The sequence below is a fragment of the Micromonospora sp. NPDC047756 genome, assembly GCF_055587245.1.
The window spans coordinates 581,843-599,404 of record NZ_JBVJGQ010000006.1 but is presented as its reverse complement, the minus strand read 5'-3'; the positions used below and the strand labels follow the sequence as shown (position 1 = coordinate 599,404).

Annotated in this window: 13 protein-coding genes; 4 read left to right on the top strand and 9 right to left on the bottom strand. The window is 71.7% G+C overall.

The genetic code is table 11. The features are described from left to right. Positions 1-134 precede the first annotated feature (134 nt). The 4 genes from ACZ6NZ_RS22865 to ACZ6NZ_RS22850 all read right to left on the bottom strand — a co-directional run bounded on the left by ACZ6NZ_RS22865 (position 135) and on the right by ACZ6NZ_RS22850 (position 4,734). The gene (locus ACZ6NZ_RS22865; protein ID WP_366606690.1) at positions 135-1,511 is read right to left on the bottom strand and encodes a GH1 family beta-glucosidase; all 1,377 of its coding nucleotides are present in this window, start codon (positions 1,509-1,511) and stop codon (positions 135-137) included. 29 nt (positions 1,512-1,540) lie between these two features. Continuing rightward, the gene (locus ACZ6NZ_RS22860; protein WP_366606692.1) at positions 1,541-2,380 is read right to left on the bottom strand and encodes a carbohydrate ABC transporter permease; all 840 of its coding nucleotides are present in this window, start codon (positions 2,378-2,380) and stop codon (positions 1,541-1,543) included. Next, complete coding sequence (locus ACZ6NZ_RS22855; RefSeq protein ID WP_465860043.1) at positions 2,373-3,365, bottom strand: carbohydrate ABC transporter permease; 993 nt, start codon at positions 3,363-3,365, stop codon at positions 2,373-2,375. The genes ACZ6NZ_RS22860 and ACZ6NZ_RS22855 overlap by 8 nt, the downstream gene beginning before the upstream one ends. A gap of 70 nt (positions 3,366-3,435) precedes the next feature. Next, the gene (locus ACZ6NZ_RS22850; RefSeq protein WP_465860042.1) at positions 3,436-4,734 is read right to left on the bottom strand and encodes an ABC transporter substrate-binding protein; all 1,299 of its coding nucleotides are present in this window, start codon (positions 4,732-4,734) and stop codon (positions 3,436-3,438) included. A 236-nt stretch (positions 4,735-4,970) separates the two neighbouring features. Here ACZ6NZ_RS22850 and ACZ6NZ_RS22845 point away from each other — a divergent pair, with 236 nt between their 5' ends. Beyond that, on the top strand, positions 4,971-6,170 hold the full coding sequence (locus tag ACZ6NZ_RS22845) for an ROK family transcriptional regulator (RefSeq protein ID WP_465860041.1): 1,200 nt from the start codon (positions 4,971-4,973) through the stop codon (positions 6,168-6,170). Positions 6,171-6,439: 269 nt separating this feature from the next. After that, on the top strand, positions 6,440-8,623 hold the full coding sequence (locus ACZ6NZ_RS22840) for a discoidin domain-containing protein (protein WP_465860040.1): 2,184 nt from the start codon (positions 6,440-6,442) through the stop codon (positions 8,621-8,623). Positions 8,624-8,732: 109 nt separating this feature from the next. Here the strand turns inward: ACZ6NZ_RS22840 and ACZ6NZ_RS22835 are convergent, their stop codons facing one another. Both ACZ6NZ_RS22835 and ACZ6NZ_RS22830 read right to left on the bottom strand, forming a co-directional pair. Then, positions 8,733-10,055, bottom strand: a complete 1,323-nt coding sequence (locus tag ACZ6NZ_RS22835; protein ID WP_465860039.1) for a flavin monoamine oxidase family protein — start codon at positions 10,053-10,055, stop codon at positions 8,733-8,735. Positions 10,056-10,723: 668 nt separating this feature from the next. Continuing rightward, the gene (locus ACZ6NZ_RS22830; RefSeq protein ID WP_465860038.1) at positions 10,724-10,855 is read right to left on the bottom strand and encodes a hypothetical protein; all 132 of its coding nucleotides are present in this window, start codon (positions 10,853-10,855) and stop codon (positions 10,724-10,726) included. A 323-nt stretch (positions 10,856-11,178) separates the two neighbouring features. Between ACZ6NZ_RS22830 and ACZ6NZ_RS22825 the strand changes: the two genes are divergently transcribed. Continuing rightward, positions 11,179-12,312 carry a carboxylate-amine ligase gene (locus ACZ6NZ_RS22825; protein WP_465860037.1) on the top strand — a complete coding sequence of 378 codons (1,134 nt, stop codon included), beginning with the start codon at positions 11,179-11,181 and terminating at the stop codon, positions 12,310-12,312. A gap of 11 nt (positions 12,313-12,323) precedes the next feature. Here ACZ6NZ_RS22825 and ACZ6NZ_RS22820 read toward each other — a convergent pair whose 3' ends face one another. Together ACZ6NZ_RS22820 and ACZ6NZ_RS22815 are read right to left on the bottom strand one after the other, a co-directional pair. After that, entirely contained in the window at positions 12,324-14,108 is a 1,785-nt protein-coding gene (locus ACZ6NZ_RS22820) for an N-acetylglutaminylglutamine amidotransferase (RefSeq protein ID WP_465860036.1), read from the bottom strand. Positions 14,109-14,239: 131 nt separating this feature from the next. After that, a complete protein-coding gene (locus ACZ6NZ_RS22815) occupies positions 14,240-14,671 on the bottom strand; it encodes a MarR family winged helix-turn-helix transcriptional regulator (RefSeq protein WP_366606707.1) in 432 nt (143 codons plus the stop codon). 97 nt (positions 14,672-14,768) lie between these two features. Between ACZ6NZ_RS22815 and ACZ6NZ_RS22810 the strand changes: the two genes are divergently transcribed. Further along, a complete protein-coding gene (locus ACZ6NZ_RS22810) occupies positions 14,769-16,547 on the top strand; it encodes an ABC transporter ATP-binding protein (protein ID WP_465860129.1) in 1,779 nt (592 codons plus the stop codon). Between the two features lie 48 nt (positions 16,548-16,595). On the opposite strand, the gene ACZ6NZ_RS22805 is transcribed toward ACZ6NZ_RS22810, so the two are convergent. Beyond that, complete coding sequence (locus ACZ6NZ_RS22805; protein WP_465860035.1) at positions 16,596-17,501, bottom strand: TetR family transcriptional regulator; 906 nt, start codon at positions 17,499-17,501, stop codon at positions 16,596-16,598. Between the last annotated feature and the right edge of the window lie 61 nt (positions 17,502-17,562).

Below are 17,562 nucleotides of genomic sequence, written 5' to 3'. Positions count from 1 at the left end.
GCGGGGGCCCCGGCCCCGCCGCCGCCCCCCCCGGGGCCGGCCCCCCCCCGCCCGCGGGGGGGGGGGGCGGGCCGGGGGGGGGGGGGGGGGGGGCCGGGGGGGCCCCCCCCCCCCCCCCCCCCCACCGCCCCCGTTCAGGCCACCGGCGTCGCGGTGCCGGTGGTGCGGGCGAGCCGCTGGTGCGCGCGGATCACCTCGGCGTAGCGCAGACCGCTGGCCTTCACCGTCCGGCGCTGGGTGGCGTAGTCGACGTGCACCAACCCGAAGCGCTTGTCATAGCCGTACGCCCACTCGAAGTTGTCCAGCAGTGACCAGACGAAGTAGCCGTCCAGGGGAACGCCTCGGGCCACCGCCGACGCGCACGCGGCCAGGTGCTGCTCCAGGTGGTCGGTGCGTTCCTTGTCCTCCACGGTGCCGTCCGGGGTGACCTCGTCCGGCCACGCCGAGCCGCTCTCGGTGACGATGATCCGGCCCGGCCGGTACTCCTCGTGCACGTCGACGAGCAGCCGCTCCAGACCCGCCGGGTACATCTCCCAGCCCATCGCGGTCTCCACCGAGCCGGGCACCGGCACCTGCTTCGCGAACGGCGCCGGACCGGTCGGGTCGTCGACCACCAACTGGCGGAAGTAGTAGTTCACCCCGAGGAAGTCCGTCGGCGTGGCGATCACCGCCAGGTCGTCGCCGCGTACCGGCGGCTCGACCCCGTAGGTGGCGATCATGTCGGCGGGGTAGCCGCGCCCGTGGACCGGGTCCAGCCACCACCGGTTGACGTGCCCGTCGGCCCGGCGGGCCGCCGCGACGTCCTCGGGTCGGTCGGTCGCCGCCTCGATCGGGCTGAGGTTGACGACCAGGCCCACCGAGGCCGGCCGGGCGGCGTTGGCGCGGATCGCCTGGGTGGCCAGGCCGTGCCCGAGCAGCACGTGGTGCGAGGCGTGCACCGCGCGGGTGAGGTCGCGCTCGCCGGGGGCCATGTTGCCCTCCAGGTGCCCGATCCAGCACACGCAGAGCGGCTCGTTCACGGTGCACCAGTCGGCGACGCGGTCGCCGAGGCGGCCGGCGACCACCGCCGCGTAGTCGGCGAACGCCTCGGCGGTGGCCCGCTGCGGCCAACCACCGGCGTCCTGCAGAACCTGAGGCAGATCCCAGTGGTAGAGCGTGACGAACGGTCGGATCCCGTCGGCCAGCAGCGTGTCGACGAGCCGGTCGTAGAAGTCCAGCCCGGCGGCGTTGACCCGCCCGACGCCGTCGGGCATGACCCGGGGCCAGGCCACCGAGAAACGGTACGCGTCCACGCCGAGCCGGCGCAGCAGCGCCACGTCCTCCGGCCACCGGTGGTAGTGGTCGCACGCCACCGCGCCGGTGTCGCCGTTGTCGACCTTGCCGGGGGTCGCCGAGAAGGTGTCCCAGATGGACGGCGCCCGGCCGTCGACGTCGACGGCCCCCTCGATCTGGTACGCCGCCGTGGCGACACCCCAGAGGAAGTCGGGTGGCAGCTTGGACAGGTCGGGCACGGGATGGTTCTCCTCTGGGGTTGGATGACTCACTTGACCGCGCCGGCGGTGAGACCGGCGACGAAATAGCGCTGCAGGGCCAGGAACCCGACGACGACCGGGATGCTGACCACCAGCGAGGCGGCCATGATCTGGTTCCAGTAGACGTTGAACTGGGTGGAGTAGCCCTGCAGGCCGACCGCCAGGGTGCGGCTGCCCTCGTCGGTCATCACCGACGCGAAAAGCACCTCACCCCACGCGGTCATGAACGCGTACACGGTGACCGCGACGACGCCCGGCACGGCGGCCGGCAGGATGACCTGGAACAGGGTGCGCAGCGGACCGGCGCCGTCGACCTGCGCCGCCTCGTCCAGACCCCGGGGGATCGAGTCGAAGTAGCCGACCAGCATCCAGATCGAGAACGGCAGCGAGAAGGTCAGGTACGTGATGACCAGGCCGGTGCGACTGGCGTACAGCTCGATGCCGGTGGCGTTGCCCAGGTTGACGTAGATGAGGAACAGCGGCAGCAGGAACAGGATGCCGGGGAACATCTGCGTGGACAGCACCGTCACCGAGAAGAGGCTCCGGCCGCGGAACCGGTAGCGGCTGACCGCGAACGCGGCGAAGATCGCCACGGCCACCGAGCAGACCGCCGCGATGCTCGACACCACCAGGCTGTTCACCAGGTACCGGGCCAGCGGGACGGTGCTCCACATGTCGACGAACGGTTGCAGGGTGGGCCGGCTGGGCCACCAGGTGAAGCCGTTCTGCACGTCCTGCAACGGCTTCGCCGCCGAGGTGACCATGACGTAGAGCGGAACGAGCACGAAGAGGGTGAGGAAGGTCAGCACGATGCGCCGACCCCAGCGCTCACCGGCGGTCTCACGCATGGTCGCTCCTCCGGCGGTTGGTGATCAGCAGGTACGCGGCCGAGACGACCATCAGGAACAGCAGCAGCGCCACGGACATCGCCGAACCGGAGCCGAAGTCCCAGGTCTTGAAGGAGCTGCGGTAGATGTGGATGGAGATCAGGTCGGCCTGCTCCGGCGCGGAGCCGCCGAAGAGGACGAACGGGGTGTTGAAGTCGTTGAACGTCCACAGGAACAGCACGAGCAGCAACACCAGGTTGACCGGCCGCAGCATCGGCAGGGTGACCGAGCGCAGTCGACGCCAGAACCCGGCGCCGTCGATCGCGGCGGCCTCGTACATCTCGCCGGGCACGTTCTGCAACCCGGCCATCAGGCAGAGGAAGGCGAACGGCCAGTTGCGCCAGACCGACACCACCAGCAGCGACCAGAAACTGTTGTCGCCGATCAGCCAGAACGGCCGATCGTCGAGCAGCCCGAGCTGGTCCACGAGCACGTGGTTGACCAGGCCCGTGTCACGCTGCAGCAGGAAGCTCCAGGTGATCACGGCGGCGTAGACCGGAAGCGCGTACGGGGTGAGGAACAGCGCCCGCAGGATCGCCCGCCCCCGGAACGGCCGTTGCAGCACGACCGCGGCTGAGATGCCGAGCAGCCAGGCGAACCCGACCGAGAGCACGCTGTAGGCCAGGGTGATCCAGAACGAGTGCAGCAGTTCCTTGCCGGCGGCGCTGTTCAGGTCGAGCGTCGCCCGGTAGTTCTCCAACCCGACGAAGGGTGCGGTGGACCAGTCGCGGATGTGGAACTGGGTCAGCTCCAGCAGGCTCATCCAGACCCCGACGACCATGGGGATCACGTGGATGGCGAGTTCCAGCACGATGGCCGGGCCGAGCAGCAGGTACGGCAGAAGTGAGCGGCGGGGGCCGCGGGGCCGGCGGGCGGGCTTGCGCGGCGGTGACCCGGCCCGGGATTCGCGCCGGTCGGCGTCCGGCGCGGTGGTGCTGGTTGCCATCAGGGTCCTCTCGGAGGCGGTGGCCGTGGTCGGGTTCAGCACCCGACCACGGCCACCGGTCACGCCTCGGTCAGCGCATCTTCTGCTGCGCGTCGGTCAGCTTCGCCTTCACCGAGTCCTCGGTGACCGGCTTGCCGCTGGCCGCGTCGGCGAACAGCTCCTTCATCGCGGTGCCGACCAGGGTCTCGAAGGTGCTCTCCTCGGGCACCTGCGGCAGCGGGGCCGCGGTGGTGACCAGGGTCTCCTGGATGGTCTTCTGCTCCGCAGCGGTGAACGCCGGGTCGGAGGCCGCCGTCTTCACGGCCGGCAGCGAGCCGTACGTCTTGTTGAGGATCGTCTGCTCCTCGTCACTGGTCATGAACTTGACGAAGCTCAGCGCGCCGTCCTTGTTCTTGGTGTGCTTGAAGACCGCCATGTTGATCCCGGCGACCATGCTGTTGACCTTCTTGCCGCCGGCCGGCGGGCTGGCCAGGAACGGCACCGGGGCCACCCCGTACGCGTCGGCGGGCATGTTCTGCGTCTTCAGGTTCGACCCGGCGGACTGCCACAGCAGCATGGCGGCCTTGCCGTTGGCGAAGTCGGAGACCGACTGGTTCTGCGCGTACTCCGCGTTGCTCGGGTTGGTGATCTTGTCGGCGGCCATGAAGTCGATGTACCGCTTGATCGCCGACACGTTCTGCGGGGTGTCGAAGGTCGGCTTGCCGGCCGAGTCGAACCACTCGCCGCCGTACTGCTGGCTGAAGGTGAAGGCGTGGTGGGCGTTCTCCGAGGGGTTCGCGCCCTCGACGGCCAGGCCCCACTTGCCGCCGGTGCTCAGCTTCTTGCCGTACTCGACGACCTGCTCCCAGGTGGTCGGCGGAGCGGTGATGCCGGCGTCGGCGAACATCTTCTTGTTGTAGTAGAGGCTGTACGCCATGGAGTAGAGCGGCACGGCGGCCGGCGGCTTGCCGGGTGCGCCGGCGGCGGCGAGCGCAGCGGGCACGATCCGGTCCTTGCCGCCGACGGCCTGCAGGGTGGCGTCGTCGAACTCGACCAGCGCGCCGGTGGCCTGCAACGACGCCGACCAGGTGTTGCCGATGTTCACCACGTCCGGGCCCTTGCCCGAGGTGGCGGCGGCCAGCAGACGGTTGAGCAGGTCCGACCAGGGGACCACCTCGACGGTGACCTTGATCCCGGTCTGCTTCTCGAACTTGTCCAGCTCCGGCTGGAGGGTGGCCTTGTCGGCCTCCAGGCTGGCGCCCTGGTTGCTGGCCCAGTAGGTGAGCGTCTTGGGCGATGCGGCGGAGTCGTCGCCGGAGCCTCCGCAGGCGGTCAGCGATGCGGCCGCCAGTACGGCGGCGGTGAATATCCCGAGGTGTCGTTTCGACACGGGTCAGCCCTTCCGGTGCGTGGTGGGGGTCCGCCGGCCTTCGTCACCGATAGGGGTCGGGTGACGGGGGCCGGCCGCGGACAGGGGTTCGGGGGTGCGCCGTCGGGGTCCGTCGGCGTTTCCCGGGAGTTACATCACGGCTTAATTTATGTCGTCATTAAAGTTGCTGGCTGGTGGGTCGTCAAGCACGAGGCGGTTACAGTCGCCTCGAACGGCCGACGGGAACGAGGTGACGAGTGGAGCTGGCGCGTGCCACCAACCGCAGCGTGCGGTTGCGCAACCGGTCCGCCCTGCTGACCAAGCTCTTCCTGGACGGCCCGCTCACCCGGCAGGACCTGGTGCGCAGCACCGGGCTGAGCCAACCCGCGGTCAGCAACGTCGTGGCCGACATGATCGACGAAGGGCTGGTCGTCGAGGCCGGCGCCGCCGAGTCCGACGGCGGCCGGCCCAGCATGTTGCTGCGGATCGCGCCCCGCTTCGCCTTCGTGATCGGCGTGGACGTCGGCGAGACCCGGGTCCGGGTGGAGCTGTTCGACTTCGCGATGACCCTGCTGGCCAGCATCGAGTACCCGCTCGACCCGGCCCGTACCGAGCCCGACCTGGTGGCCGGGCACGTGCTGGCCGGCATCGACGCGGTCACCGGCCAGGCCGGGGTGACCCCCGGCGACGTGCTCGGCGTCGGCATCGGCGTCTCCGGCGTGGTCGAGCAGGGCGCCGAAGCCGTCGTGCACGCCCAGGCCCTCGGCTGGGACCGGGTGCCGCTGGAGCGGCTGATCGGGGCCGGCACCGACCTGCCGCTGCACATCGACAACGGCGCGAAGACCCTGGGTCAGGCCGAGATGTGGTTCGGTGCCGGCCGGGGCGCCCGGCACGCCGTCTTCGCGCTGGTCGGCTCCGGTGTCGGCGCGTCGGTGGTGACCAACGGCGCTACCTACCGGGGCGCGTCCAGCAGCGCGGGGGAGTGGGGGCACACCACCCTGGTGTACGGCGGTCGGGTCTGCCGGTGCGGCGCGCGCGGTTGTCTGGAGGCGTACGTGGGGGCCGAGGCGATCATCGACCGCTACCGGGAGGCACGCCGCGGTCGACCGGTGCCGGGCGAGGACGAGGAGTCCCAGATCGCCGCGCTGGTCGCCGCCGCCGCGACCTCGGCCACCGCTCGACGGGTCCTGGAGGACACCGCGGGCTACCTCGGTGCCGGGGTGGCGAACCTGATCAACCTGTTCAACCCGGAGCGCGTGGTGCTCGGCGGCTGGGCGGCGATGGCCCTCGGTGACCTGCTGCCGGCCGTGCGGGAGGCCGCCGGTCGGCAGGCGCTGCGCCAGCCGTACGAGCAGGCGTCGATCGAGTTGTGCCGGCTCGGGGTGGACGCGGTGGCGTTGGGCGCGGCAACCCTCCCGATCGCCCGCTTCCTCACCGAGGGTGGCGTCCGACGCTGACGGAGCACGACTCCGCAGGCCGCCGGCAAATTACCCAAAAAGAATCCTCGGGATAAATAACGAAGTTATAGATCGATGTCTTGACGCCGCCGCAATCTCGCCGCAACACTCCTACGAGAGCGCTCTCCTCCCCGCGGCACCGCGTCGGCGGCACCATCCACGGCGTCACGGGCGAGTTCGATCCCATCCGTGCGGCAACCCGTAACCCCCTATCGACAGGCGATGTCATGACATCTCGTGCTACATCAGTACGCCCGCGTCCCCGGGTCGTGCGCCACCTGCTTGTCGGGCTCACTGTGGCCCTGGTCGCGACGCTCACGCCGACCGGAGCCACCGCACCCGCGCAGGCCGCCCCCGTCCTGCTGTCCCAGGGCCGTACGGCCACCGCCTCGTCCACCGAGAACGGCGGAACCCCCGCCGCCGCCGCTGTCGACGGCAACACCGGCAGCCGTTGGTCCAGCGCGTTCAGCGACCCGCAGTGGCTCCAGGTCGACCTGGGCGCCCGCGCCACCATCACCCAGGTCAACCTGCTCTGGGAGGGTGCCTACGGGCGGGCCTTCCAGCTGCAGACCTCCGACAACGGGTCCACCTGGACCACGATCTACTCGACCACCACCAGCACCGGCGGCACCCAGAACCTCACCGTCTCCGGCGCCGGCCGCTACGTCCGCATGTACGGCACCGCCCGCGGTACCGGCTACGGCTACTCGCTCTGGGAGTTCCAGGTCTACGGCGAGACCGGCGGCGGCACCAACGAACCCCCGGTGACGCCCACCGACCCGTACAACCCGAACCTCGGATCGAACACGTTCGTCTTCGACCCGAGCACGCCGACGTCGACGATCCAGAGTCGACTCAACACCCTGTTCACGCAGCAGGAGACCAACCAGTTCGGCCCGCAGCGCTACGCCGTGCTGTTCAAGCCCGGCACCTACACCGCCGACGTCAACCTCGGCTTCTTCACCCAGGTCGCCGGCCTCGGCATGAGCCCCGACGACGTCAACCTCAACGGCCACGTGCGCACCGAGGCGTTCTGGTTCGGCGGCAACGCCACCCAGAACTTCTGGCGGGCCGCCGAGAACCTGTCGGTCACCCTGCCCGCCGGGCAGACCGTGGAGCGCTGGGCGGTGTCCCAGGCCGCGCCGTACCGGCGGATGCACCTGCGCGGCGCGCAGAACCAGATCCAACTCTGGAACGGCGGCGACGGCTGGTCCAGCGGCGGCCTGCTGGCCGACACCCGCATCGACGGCCTCGTCGTCTCCGGCTCGCAGCAGCAGTGGTACTCCCGCAACAGCGAGTTCGGCAACGGCTGGACCGGTTCGGTCTGGAACATGGTCTTCCAGGGCGTCAACGGCGCTCCCGCGCCGAGCTTCCCCAACCCGTCGCACACCGTCATCCCGCAGACCCCCCAGGTCCGCGAGAAGCCGTTCCTGTACGTGACCGGCAGCGGTGAGTACCGGGTCTTCGTGCCCGCGCTGCGCACCAACTCCACCGGCACCAGCTGGTACAACAAGACCCCGGCCGGCTCGTCCCTGTCGCTGTCGCAGTTCTTCGTCGTCCAGCCCGGCACCAGCGCCGCCACCATCAACACCGCCCTCGCCCAGGGCAAGCACCTGCTCTTCACCCCGGGCGTGCACCGGATCACCGAGCCGATCCAGGTCAACCGGGCCGACACGGTGATCCTCGGCCTCGGCCTGGCCACCATCCAGACCGACAACGGCACCGTGGGCATGCGGGTCGCCGACGTGGACGGGGTCAAGGTCGCCGGCATCATGTTCGAGGCCGGCACCACGAACTCGCCGGTGCTGATGGAGGTCGGGCCGTCCGGCTCGTCCGCGAGCCACGCCTCGAACCCGACCTCGCTGCACGACGTGTTCTTCCGCATCGGCGGGCCACACATCGGCAGGGCCACCAACACGTTGACCGTCAACAGCGACAACGTGATCGGCGACCACATGTGGCTGTGGCGGGCCGACCACGCCGCCAGCGGCGTACCGACCGGGTGGACGCTGAACACCGCCGACACCGGGCTCACCGTCAACGGCGACAACGTCACCATGTACGGCCTCTTCGTCGAGCACTACCAGAAGTACCAGACCATCTGGAACGGCAACGGCGGGCGGACCTACTTCTACCAGAACGAGCTGCCCTACGACGTACCGAACCAGGCGGCCTGGATGAACGGGTCGACCCGGGGGTACGCCGCGTACAAGGTCGCCGACTCGGTGACCAGTCACCAGGCGTACGGGCTGGGTAGCTATAGCTACTTCAACGTCAACCCCGCGGTGGTCGAGGAGCGGTCCTTCGAGGTGCCCGTCAACTCGAACGTGCGCTTCACGAACATGGTGACCGTCTCGCTCGGTGGCGTCGGCACCATCAACCGGGTGATCAACAACGCCGGTGGCACCGCGAACGCGGCCAACCAGACGGTGTACCTGACCACCTACCCCTGACCGGGGCACCCGCGCCGGCCCGGCCCGCAGGGATCGGGCCGGCCGGGTGGCACCCAGGGCCGTGGCCGGCCCGGTCCCGCCGAGACCGGGCCGGCCACGGTTGTGCCGCTCAGCCGGCCAGCACCTCGGCCGCCGCCCGTTCACCGGCGCGCACCGCGCCCTCCAGATAGCCACTCCAGCGGGTGGCCGTCTCGGTGCCCGCCCAGTACACCCGCCCCACCGGCGTCCGCAGGTGCGGGCCGTACGTCCGCCACGTGCCCGGAATCAGCGCACCGGAGAAGCAGCCCCGGGTCCACTCGTCGGCGGACCAGTCGTACTCGATGAAGTCCACCGGGTCCTCGGCGCGCGTCCCGACCACCCCGGCGAACGCCTCCAGTAGACATTGCCGACGTCCCGCGGGGGACATGCCGCGCAGCGTGGCCGCGTCGGTGGAGTAGCTGAACCCGGTCAGCACCCCGAGCGGCGAGGTGGGGGTGGAGTTGTCGACCGTCTCGGTGAGCGGACCCACGCTGGCGGTGGCTACCCCGGAGCACCCGTCGGCACGCCAGAACGGCTCCGGGTAGACGGCGTGCACCTTCAGCGCCGACCCCATCGGCATCCGTTGGGTCAACCCGTCCCGTAGCGGAGGCAGCGGCGGGTCGTACCGGATCCGGCCGGCCAGTGCCGGGGCCAGCGCGACCACCACGGCGTCGCCGTCGACGCGCCCGGTGTCGGTCCACGCCGTCGCGCCGTCGACGGTCTGTTCGATGGCCCGCACCGGCGCGGCCAGCGTCAGCGCGCCCGGTGGCAGGGCGGTGGCCATCCGTTCGGCCAGCGCCGGCGGCCCGCCCACGATCCGGTCCTGCTGCGCGCCACCCGCCATCCCCAACAGAGGCCCGGTCCCGCCGGCGCTGCGCAGGTAGAACAGCAGGTGCAACAGGGACAGCTCGTCCGCGCCGGTGGCCAGCAGCCCACCGGCGAGCACCCGCCCCAGGTAGGCGGCGGTGTCGTCGTCCCCGGCCGTGGCGGCGAGCCACCCGCCGAGGGTCGTCCGGTCCCACGGTGCGGCCTCCGGCGTCGCCCAGGGTTCGGCCGGGTCCAGCCGTGCGGCGTACTCGTCGAGCAGGCCGAGCACCCGGCCGACCTGCGCCGACGGCTCGGCCCGGCGCGCACCGGCCCAGAGCACTGTGGGTGCGCCGACCGACGCCGAGGCGAAGGTGGCCAGCCCGTGCTCGGCGGCCAGCGCGTACATCCGGTCCTGGGTCGGGCCGATCCACTGCGCGCCCAGGTCGAGTTGCGTGAGCTCGGGCAGCCACCGGGTCAGCACCCGACCGCCCACCCGGTCGCGGGCCTCCAGCACCCGCACCTGGGCGCCGGCACGGGCGAGCGCCAGCGCGGCGGCGAGCCCGGAGAAACCGGCACCCACCACGACCACCCGCAAGCCGTCGACCACACCGGGGTCTACCCACAACCGTCGCGGGCATGACAACCGGCGTCGACCGCGACGGCTGCGGTGGGTGGCTGCGCGGCGGTGGCGGTGGCTGCGCTGGGGCGGTGGCTGCCGCGGGCGGGTGACTGCCGTGGGCGGTGGTTGCCGTGGGCGGGTGACTGCCGTGGGCGGTGGTTGCCGTGGGCGGTGGTTGCCGTGGGCGGTGGTGGTTGCCGTCAGCGGTGGTGGCTGCCGTGGGCGGTGGTGGCGGGCGACGGACCGTACCCCAGTCATTGGTCCTTTGCTCTGCACCCGCGGAGGCGCCACCCGGCGTGCCGCCAGGCCGACCCTGCTGGCGCGGTCCGGCGTGCGGGCCGCGGCGGCGTCACCTGGTGTATCCGCCGGGGGTGTTCGTGGCCGCATCACATGGCGTGGCTGCCGTGGTGTTCGTGGCGGCACCGTGCGGCGTGCGGACCGGGGTGGCCGCCGGGGATGACGTGGGGCGGCGCACTGTGTCGCCTCCGCGGGTGCAGAGCAAAGGGGGCGCGACCGCCGGGGCCGGGTCGATCGCCGCGAAACATCCTGCCGACCTGTCGATCGGGGTGGCGGCCGATCGGATGAAGGAGGATGAGAGGTCGGTCGCCAGCTCGGCGAGCTGCGCGACGAGCTGGCGTTGGCGTCCACCGGGTAGTTCAGCAGGCGTTCTTCACCCGCTTGCGGTACTCCCGCTCGGTCACTTTCTTGTGGCTGCTCGGTGTCTTCCCGACGAGGACCTCGTCGGGGCCGAGCTCGGCCAGATCGGCGGCCGTGAAGGTGATCGGCACGGTCGGGCGTGCGTTGTCGTACGCCGCGAGTCCAAGGGTTGATCGGCGGCTAGCGTCGTCAGCCGGTCGTCGGTCACCTCATCGCTCCCGCTTTCGGCGCTCACCGACGCCTGGCGAGCAGGACGGCCGATGCTATCGAGGAAGCGGGGGCCTCACGTTCCCCGCACCGAGGCGTGCGTCGAGGCGTACCGGACGGCCGTCGCCCTGGCGGACAACGCGGCCGAACGGGCCTTCCTCACCGCACGCGCGACGCACTGCGGCGCGTTTGCCGCAGGGGCGGCCGGGAACCCGAGGCACCGCCGCAGCAGTGGATGGGAGGGGCCATGGCGTACCGACCGACCGCCGTCGACACCGCGCCCGACCTGTCCATCCTCACGCTCGGCGTGGAGGAGGAGTTCCTGCTGCTCGACCCGGACAGCGGCCGGAACCTGCCGGTGGCCGACCAGGTGCTCGCCGCGCTGCGCGGCCCCGCCCGGGAGCAGAGCCGCCAGGAGTTCCGGCACAGCATGGTGGAGATGGTCACCCCGGTCTGCGCCGACCTCAGCGACCTGCGCGCGCACCTGGTGGCGTTGCGCCGCTCCGCCGCCGACGCGGCCACGGCGGCCGGGGCTCGGCTGGTGGCGGTCGGTGCCACCCCGGTGGCGGAGCCGCACCGGACGGTCCCCGACGAACCGCGCTACCACGCGATGTCGCGCCGGTACGGTCCGGTGGCGCACGACCCGGCGGTGTGCGGCTGCCACGTGCACGTCGGCCTGCCCGACCGGGAACTGGCCGTGCAGGTCTGCAACCACCTGCGGGTGTGGCTGCCGGTGGTGCAGGCGATCACCACCAACTCGCCGCTGCACGACGGGTGCGACACCGGGCACGCCAGTTGGCGCTCGATGCAGTTGGAACGCTGGCCCAGCATCGGACCGACGCCGTACTTCGACTCCGGCGCCGACTACGACAGCACCGTCGATGAGCTGATCGCCGCCGGGATCATGCTCGACGCGGCGATGGTCTACTGGTACGCCCGGCCGTCGTCGACCTACCCCACTGTGGAGGTACGGGTCGGTGACGTCTGCACCGAGGTGGACGACGCGGTGCTGGTCGCCGCGCTGGTCCGATCCCTCGTCGCCACCCTCGCCGACGACGTAAGCGCCGGGGTGGACGCGCCGAACGTCCGGGACTGCCTGGTCGCGGCGGCGCACTGGCGGGCCGCCCACGACGGTCTCGACGGTGAGCTGATCGATCTGCGGGCCGGCGGCACCCGCCCCGCCTGGGCGCTCGTCGACGAGATGATGGCGGTGATCGCCCCGGCCCTGCTGCGCCACGGCGACCTCGGGTACGTGTTGGCGCAGCTCGCCCGGCTGCGTCGCGACGGCACCGGCGCCACCCGGCAGCGGCGGGTGCTGGAGCGCGCCGGCGACCTGGGCGCTGTCCTCGACGACCTGATCGCCCGCACGGCGGCGGTCTGACCGGGCACGCTTCAGCGGATGTCGTGGGTCTGGAGCCACAGCTCCAGCAGGCCGATCTGCCACAGCTTGTTGCTGCCGGCCGCGGCCTCTGCCCGGTCCGGCTCGGCCAGCAGATGTGCCACGTACTCCGGGCGGAACAGCCCCCGTTCGCGCGCGGCCGGTGCCTGCAACGCCTCGGCGACCAGCTCGCGCACGGGTCCGTCCACGTTGCGCAGCGCCGGCACCGGGAAGTAACCCTTGGGCCTGTCGACCACCTCGGCCGGCAGCACCTCCCGGGCGACTTCCTTGAGCACGCCCTTGCCGCCCTGGCTCACCTTGTGCTCCGGCGGGCAGTGCGCGGCAAGGGTGACCAGGTCCTGATCGAGAAAGGGTGTACGCACCTCCAGACCCCACGCCATGCTCATGCTGTCCACCCGCTTGACCGGGTCGTCGGGGAGCATCAGGTGGGTGTCCAGGCGCAACACGGCGTCCAGCGCGGTCTGCGCCCCGGGCGCGGCGAGGTGACCGGTGAGCAGGTCCCGGCTGGCGTCGTGCTCCAGCGCGTACGCCGGGCCGACGATGCGGCGCAGCTCGTCGTGGTCGCGGTCGAAGAACGCCGCGGCGAACGTCTCGGCGGCACCGTGCCGGGGCGCCTCGACCAATGGCTGGTGGTAGCCGTAGCCGGCGAACACCTCGTCGGCGCCCTGCCCGGACTGGGCCACCTTCACGTGCTGCGCCACCTGCTCGGAGAGCAGGTGGAAGGCGACCACGTCGTGGCTGCCCATCGGCTCGGTCATCGCCAGCACGGCGCGCCGTACGGCGGGCACCAGGTCGTCGTCGGCCAGTCGGATCCGATGGTGGTCGGTGTCGTACGCGCGGGCCACCAGGTCGGAGTAGTGGAACTCGTCGCCGGACTCGCCGCCGCGGCTGTCGAAGCCGATGCTGAAGGTCCGCAGGTGTTGCTGGCCGGCCTCGGCGAGCAACGCCACGATGAGGCTGGAGTCCAGTCCGCCGGAGAGCAGCACCCCCACCGGTACGTCGGCGACCAGCCGTCGGCGTACCGCCGCGCGCAGCGCCTCGCCGATCGCGGCCCGCCAGTCGGCGGCGTCCATCCCCGCGTCGGCGGGCTCCCGCAGGTAGTCGGGTCGCCAGTAAACCTCCTCGCGGCTGGTCCCGTCGGCCTCGATCACCCGCAGGGTGGCCGGCGGGAGCTTGCGCACGCCGCGCAGCACGGTCCGGGGCGCGGGCACGATGGAGTGCCAGGACAGGTAGTGGTGCAGCGCCACCGGGTCGATGCCGGTGTCGACGTCGCCGGCGGCCAGCAGCGCGGGTAGGGTGGAGGCGAACCGCAGCCGGCCCGGTGTCTCGGCGAGGTAGAGCGGTTTGATGCCGAGCCGGTCGCGGGCCAGGATCAGCCGCCGCCGGGCCCGGTCGACCAGCCCGATCGCGAACATGCCGACCAGGTGGTCGACGAAACGCTCACCCCAGTGGGCGTACGCCACCAGGATCACCTCGGTGTCGCTGGTGGAGTGGAAGGCGTACCCGGCCCGGCGTAACTCCTCGCGCAGCTCCGGGTAGTTGTAGACGCAGCCGTTGAAGACCAGTGCCAGGCCCAGGTCGTCGCGGACCATCGGCTGCCCGCCCGCGTCGGACAGGTCGATGATGGTCAGTCGACGGTGCCCGAGGGTCACCCAGCCCTCGGCGGACAGGCCCTCGTCGTCCGGCCCGCGTGAGCGCATCGCCTCGGTCATCCGGGTGACCGCCGCCGCGTCTGGTGAGCGACCGTCGAATCGCGCCTCCCCGCTGATCCCGCACATCAGCCGGGACGGTGCTGGTCCAGGGCAGACATGGCCCCTCCTGATCAGGTCTCCCCGACTGGTGGTGGCGGGGCCCGCGGTGAGACGGGGCCGCTGGCTACCCGGGCGCGGCGTGGGCAAACCCGCAGGTCTCAGCCGCGCAGGGTACGCAGGATGCGGGCCAGTTCGGCGCGGTCGGTGTCGTCCAGGTGGCCGAAGAAGCGGTCCGCCTCGGCCCGGCGGGCGGCCCGGATGGCGGTGCTGACCCGGTCGCCCTCCTCGGTGAGCGCGACCAGGGTCGCCCGGCGGTCGGCCGGGTCGGGCCGGCGCTCGACCAGCCCTCGGGTCTGGAGGTCGTCGACGACCTCGGTCGCCGAGCGGGGCGCGATGCGCAGGTGCTCGGCGAGGGTGCCGGGGCGTACCTCGCCGTGCCGGGCCAGCACGCCGAGGGCCCGGGACTGGCTGGGGGTGACGTCCCAGGGCACCAGGGAGTCCCGGGTCTGCCGACGCAGCCGGGACGCCACCGCCCAGAACGTCTCCGCCAGGCTCTCGTCGTCGGCGTTGTCGACGGTGTGCTCGGTCACCGGAATACGGTAGCAGGAGATGTGGTTGCTACCTCATGATGAGGTAACCTCAGCAATATCGCCAACGAAAGGTAGTACCCCCTTGGAACCCACCCCGATGGGCCGCGACCGCGGCCACCGCACCCTCAGCGCCGAAGAGAAGACGCAGGCCCGTCAGGTGTCCCTGCGCCGCATCGGCCGCCTGTTCACCCCCCACCGGCCCGCGCTGGCCGCCGTCGTCGCGATCATCGTGGTCTCCTCGATCATCGCGATGGCCACCCCGTTCCTGCTGCGCGCCGTGATCGACCGGGCCCTGCCGCAGGGCGACGTGACGCTGCTGGTCTGGCTTGTCGTCGGCATGGTCGCCGTCGCGGCGGTGACCTCCGCCCTCGGCGTCGTGCAGACCTGGATCTCCACCCAGGTCGGCCAGCGGGTCATGCACCGGCTGCGCACGGACGTCTTCAGCCACCTCCAGCGCCAGTCACTGGGCTTCTTCACCCGCACCCGCACCGGCGAGGTGCAGTCCCGGATCACCAACGACATCGGCGGCATGCAGTCGGTGGTCACCTCCACCGCCACCGCCGTCGCGGCCAACCTCACCACAGTCGTCGCCACGGCGGTCGCCATGGTCGCGCTCTCCTGGCAGCTCTCCCTGGTCTCGCTCGTGGTGCTGCCGCCGGCCATCTGGCTGACCCGTCGGGTCGCCCGGATGCGCCGCGAGATCACCGCCCAACGGCAACGCGAGCTCGCCGACCTCAACGTCACGGTGGAGGAGGGGCTCTCGATCAGTGGCGTACAGCTGGCCAAGACCCTGGGCACCGGTCCGGCGCTGATCGACCGGTTCACCGCCTCCTCGGCCCGCCTGGTCGACCTGGAGCTGCGCAGTGAGCTGGCCGGCCGCTGGCGGATGGCCTCGATGAGCATCATCTTCGCCGCCGTACCGGCGGTCATCTACCTCGCTGCCGGCCTGCCCGGCACCGCCGGCACGCTGAGCATCGGCACCCTGGTCGCCTTCACGGCTCTGCAGGGCGGCCTGTTCCGACCGTTGATGGGCCTGCTCAACGTGGGTGTCTCGCTCACCGCGTCGCTGGCGCTCTTCGCCCGGATCTTCGAATACCTGGACCTACCGGTCGACGTGGCCGACCCCACCGAGCCGGTCCGCCTCGACCCCGCCCGGGTCCGCGGCCACCTGCGCCTGGAGGACGTCACCTTCGGCTACCCGGGCAGCGACACCGCCGCCCTCGCCGGGATCACCCTCGACGTGCCCGCCGGCACCAGCCTCGCCCTGGTCGGCGAGACCGGCTCCGGCAAGAGCACCCTCGCCGGGCTGGTGAGCCGCCTGCACGACCCGACCGCCGGCCGGATCACCGTCGACGGCGTCGACCTGCGCGACCTGCGCCTGGCCGACCTGGCCGCGATCGTCGGCGTGGTCAGCCAGGAGACGTACCTGCTGCACACCACGGTCCGGGAGAACCTGCGCTACGCCCGCCCGCAGGCCACCGACACCGAGATCGAGGACGCCGCCCGTGCCGCCCAGATCCACGACCTGATCGCCGGGCTGCCCGACGGGTACGACACCATGGTCGGCTCACGTGGGCACCGGTTCTCCGGCGGTGAGAAGCAGCGCCTCGCCATCGCCCGGACGCTGCTGCGTGACCCGCGCATCCTGGTCCTGGACGAGGCCACCAGCGCGCTGGACACCGAGACCGAACGCGCCGTACAGCGGGCCTTCGACCTGCTCGCCCAGGGGCGCACCACGATCACCATCGCGCACCGGCTCTCCACCGTTCGCGACGCCGACCAGATCGCGGTGCTCGACCACGGTCGGATCATCGAGGCCGGCACCCACGACAGCCTGCTGGACCGCAACGGCCGCTACGCCACGCTGGCGGCCTGAAACACCGAATCACAACCGTCTCGAAATAGTCTCCAAACTGTCTCATTATTAGACGGTCAGGTGGCGGTAGACGGTGGCCCGCGAGACACCCAGCTCGGCGGCGATGTCGTCCACCGAGTGGGTGCCCGCCGCGTGCATCCGTCGGGCCGCCTCGATCTGCTCCCGGCCCAGCGCGGGCGGTCGTCCCGGCCGTCGCCGCCGGCTGGCCACCCCCGCGCCGCTCGCCACCCCCGCGCCGCTCGCCACCCCCGCGCCGCTGGCCGCGCCCGGTAGCGTCGCCGGGCTCCCGCTCGCCGGGCCCGCGCCCGTCGCGGTCGCGTGCGTCCGGGTTGCGTGGGCCGAGGCTGGGTGGGTCGGAGTCTGGTGCGTCGACGGCAGGGTCGTCGGCGGCTCGGCCGTCGGACCCGGGGGCAGCGGGGCGAGCAGTCGGCGTACGCCGTCGAGCATGTCGGCGCGCAGCACCTCGTCGGACACGTCGGTGAAGAAGACGATCGGGTCGCTGCACGCGCCCAACGCCTGCACCGCGGAGACCCGCTCGCGCCGGCCCGCGTTCGGCCCGGCGATGAGGTCGTTGGCCCGCATCGCGACCTCCATGAGCCGGTGGTACGTGTCGCCCCGGCCGATCAGCGCGATGTCGTGGAAGAGCATGCCGAGGGGGCGGCGATGGGCGAGCATGATGTCCACCCAGCCCTCCACCACCGCCCACCGGGCCTGCTCGGTGGGCTGATTCTGCGCCGAGTCGAGCAGCGCCTCCAGGTCCGCCACCAACGGCTCGACCAGTGCGGCGAGCAGATGCTCCTTGGCCGGAAAGTGGTACAGGATCGCGGTCTTGGTGAGCCGCAGCCGCTCGCCGATCTGGCGCAGCGAGGTGCGCTGGTAGCCGTGCTCGGCGAACAGGTCGAGCGCGGCGCGCAGGATCCGGGTGCGGGTGTCGTCCGCGGGATCGGCGGTCATGCCGGCCAGCCTAGCGAGACCCTGACCGGTGGGCATCATCACCGTTGATTCGACTGACCAG

Coding starts and splice junctions, on each gene's coding strand:
- ACZ6NZ_RS22860 (WP_366606692.1), bottom strand. CDS start 2,380: ATGCGTGAGACCGCCGGTGAGCGCTGGGGTCGGCGCATCGTGCTGACC.
- ACZ6NZ_RS22855 (WP_465860043.1), bottom strand. CDS start 3,365: ATGGCAACCAGCACCACCGCGCCGGACGCCGACCGGCGCGAATCCCGG.
- ACZ6NZ_RS22825 (WP_465860037.1), top strand. CDS start 11,179: ATGGCGTACCGACCGACCGCCGTCGACACCGCGCCCGACCTGTCCATC.
- ACZ6NZ_RS22820 (WP_465860036.1), bottom strand. CDS start 14,108: ATGTGCGGGATCAGCGGGGAGGCGCGATTCGACGGTCGCTCACCAGAC.
- ACZ6NZ_RS22810 (WP_465860129.1), top strand. CDS start 14,769: ATGGGCCGCGACCGCGGCCACCGCACCCTCAGCGCCGAAGAGAAGACG.
- ACZ6NZ_RS22805 (WP_465860035.1), bottom strand. CDS start 17,501: ATGACCGCCGATCCCGCGGACGACACCCGCACCCGGATCCTGCGCGCC.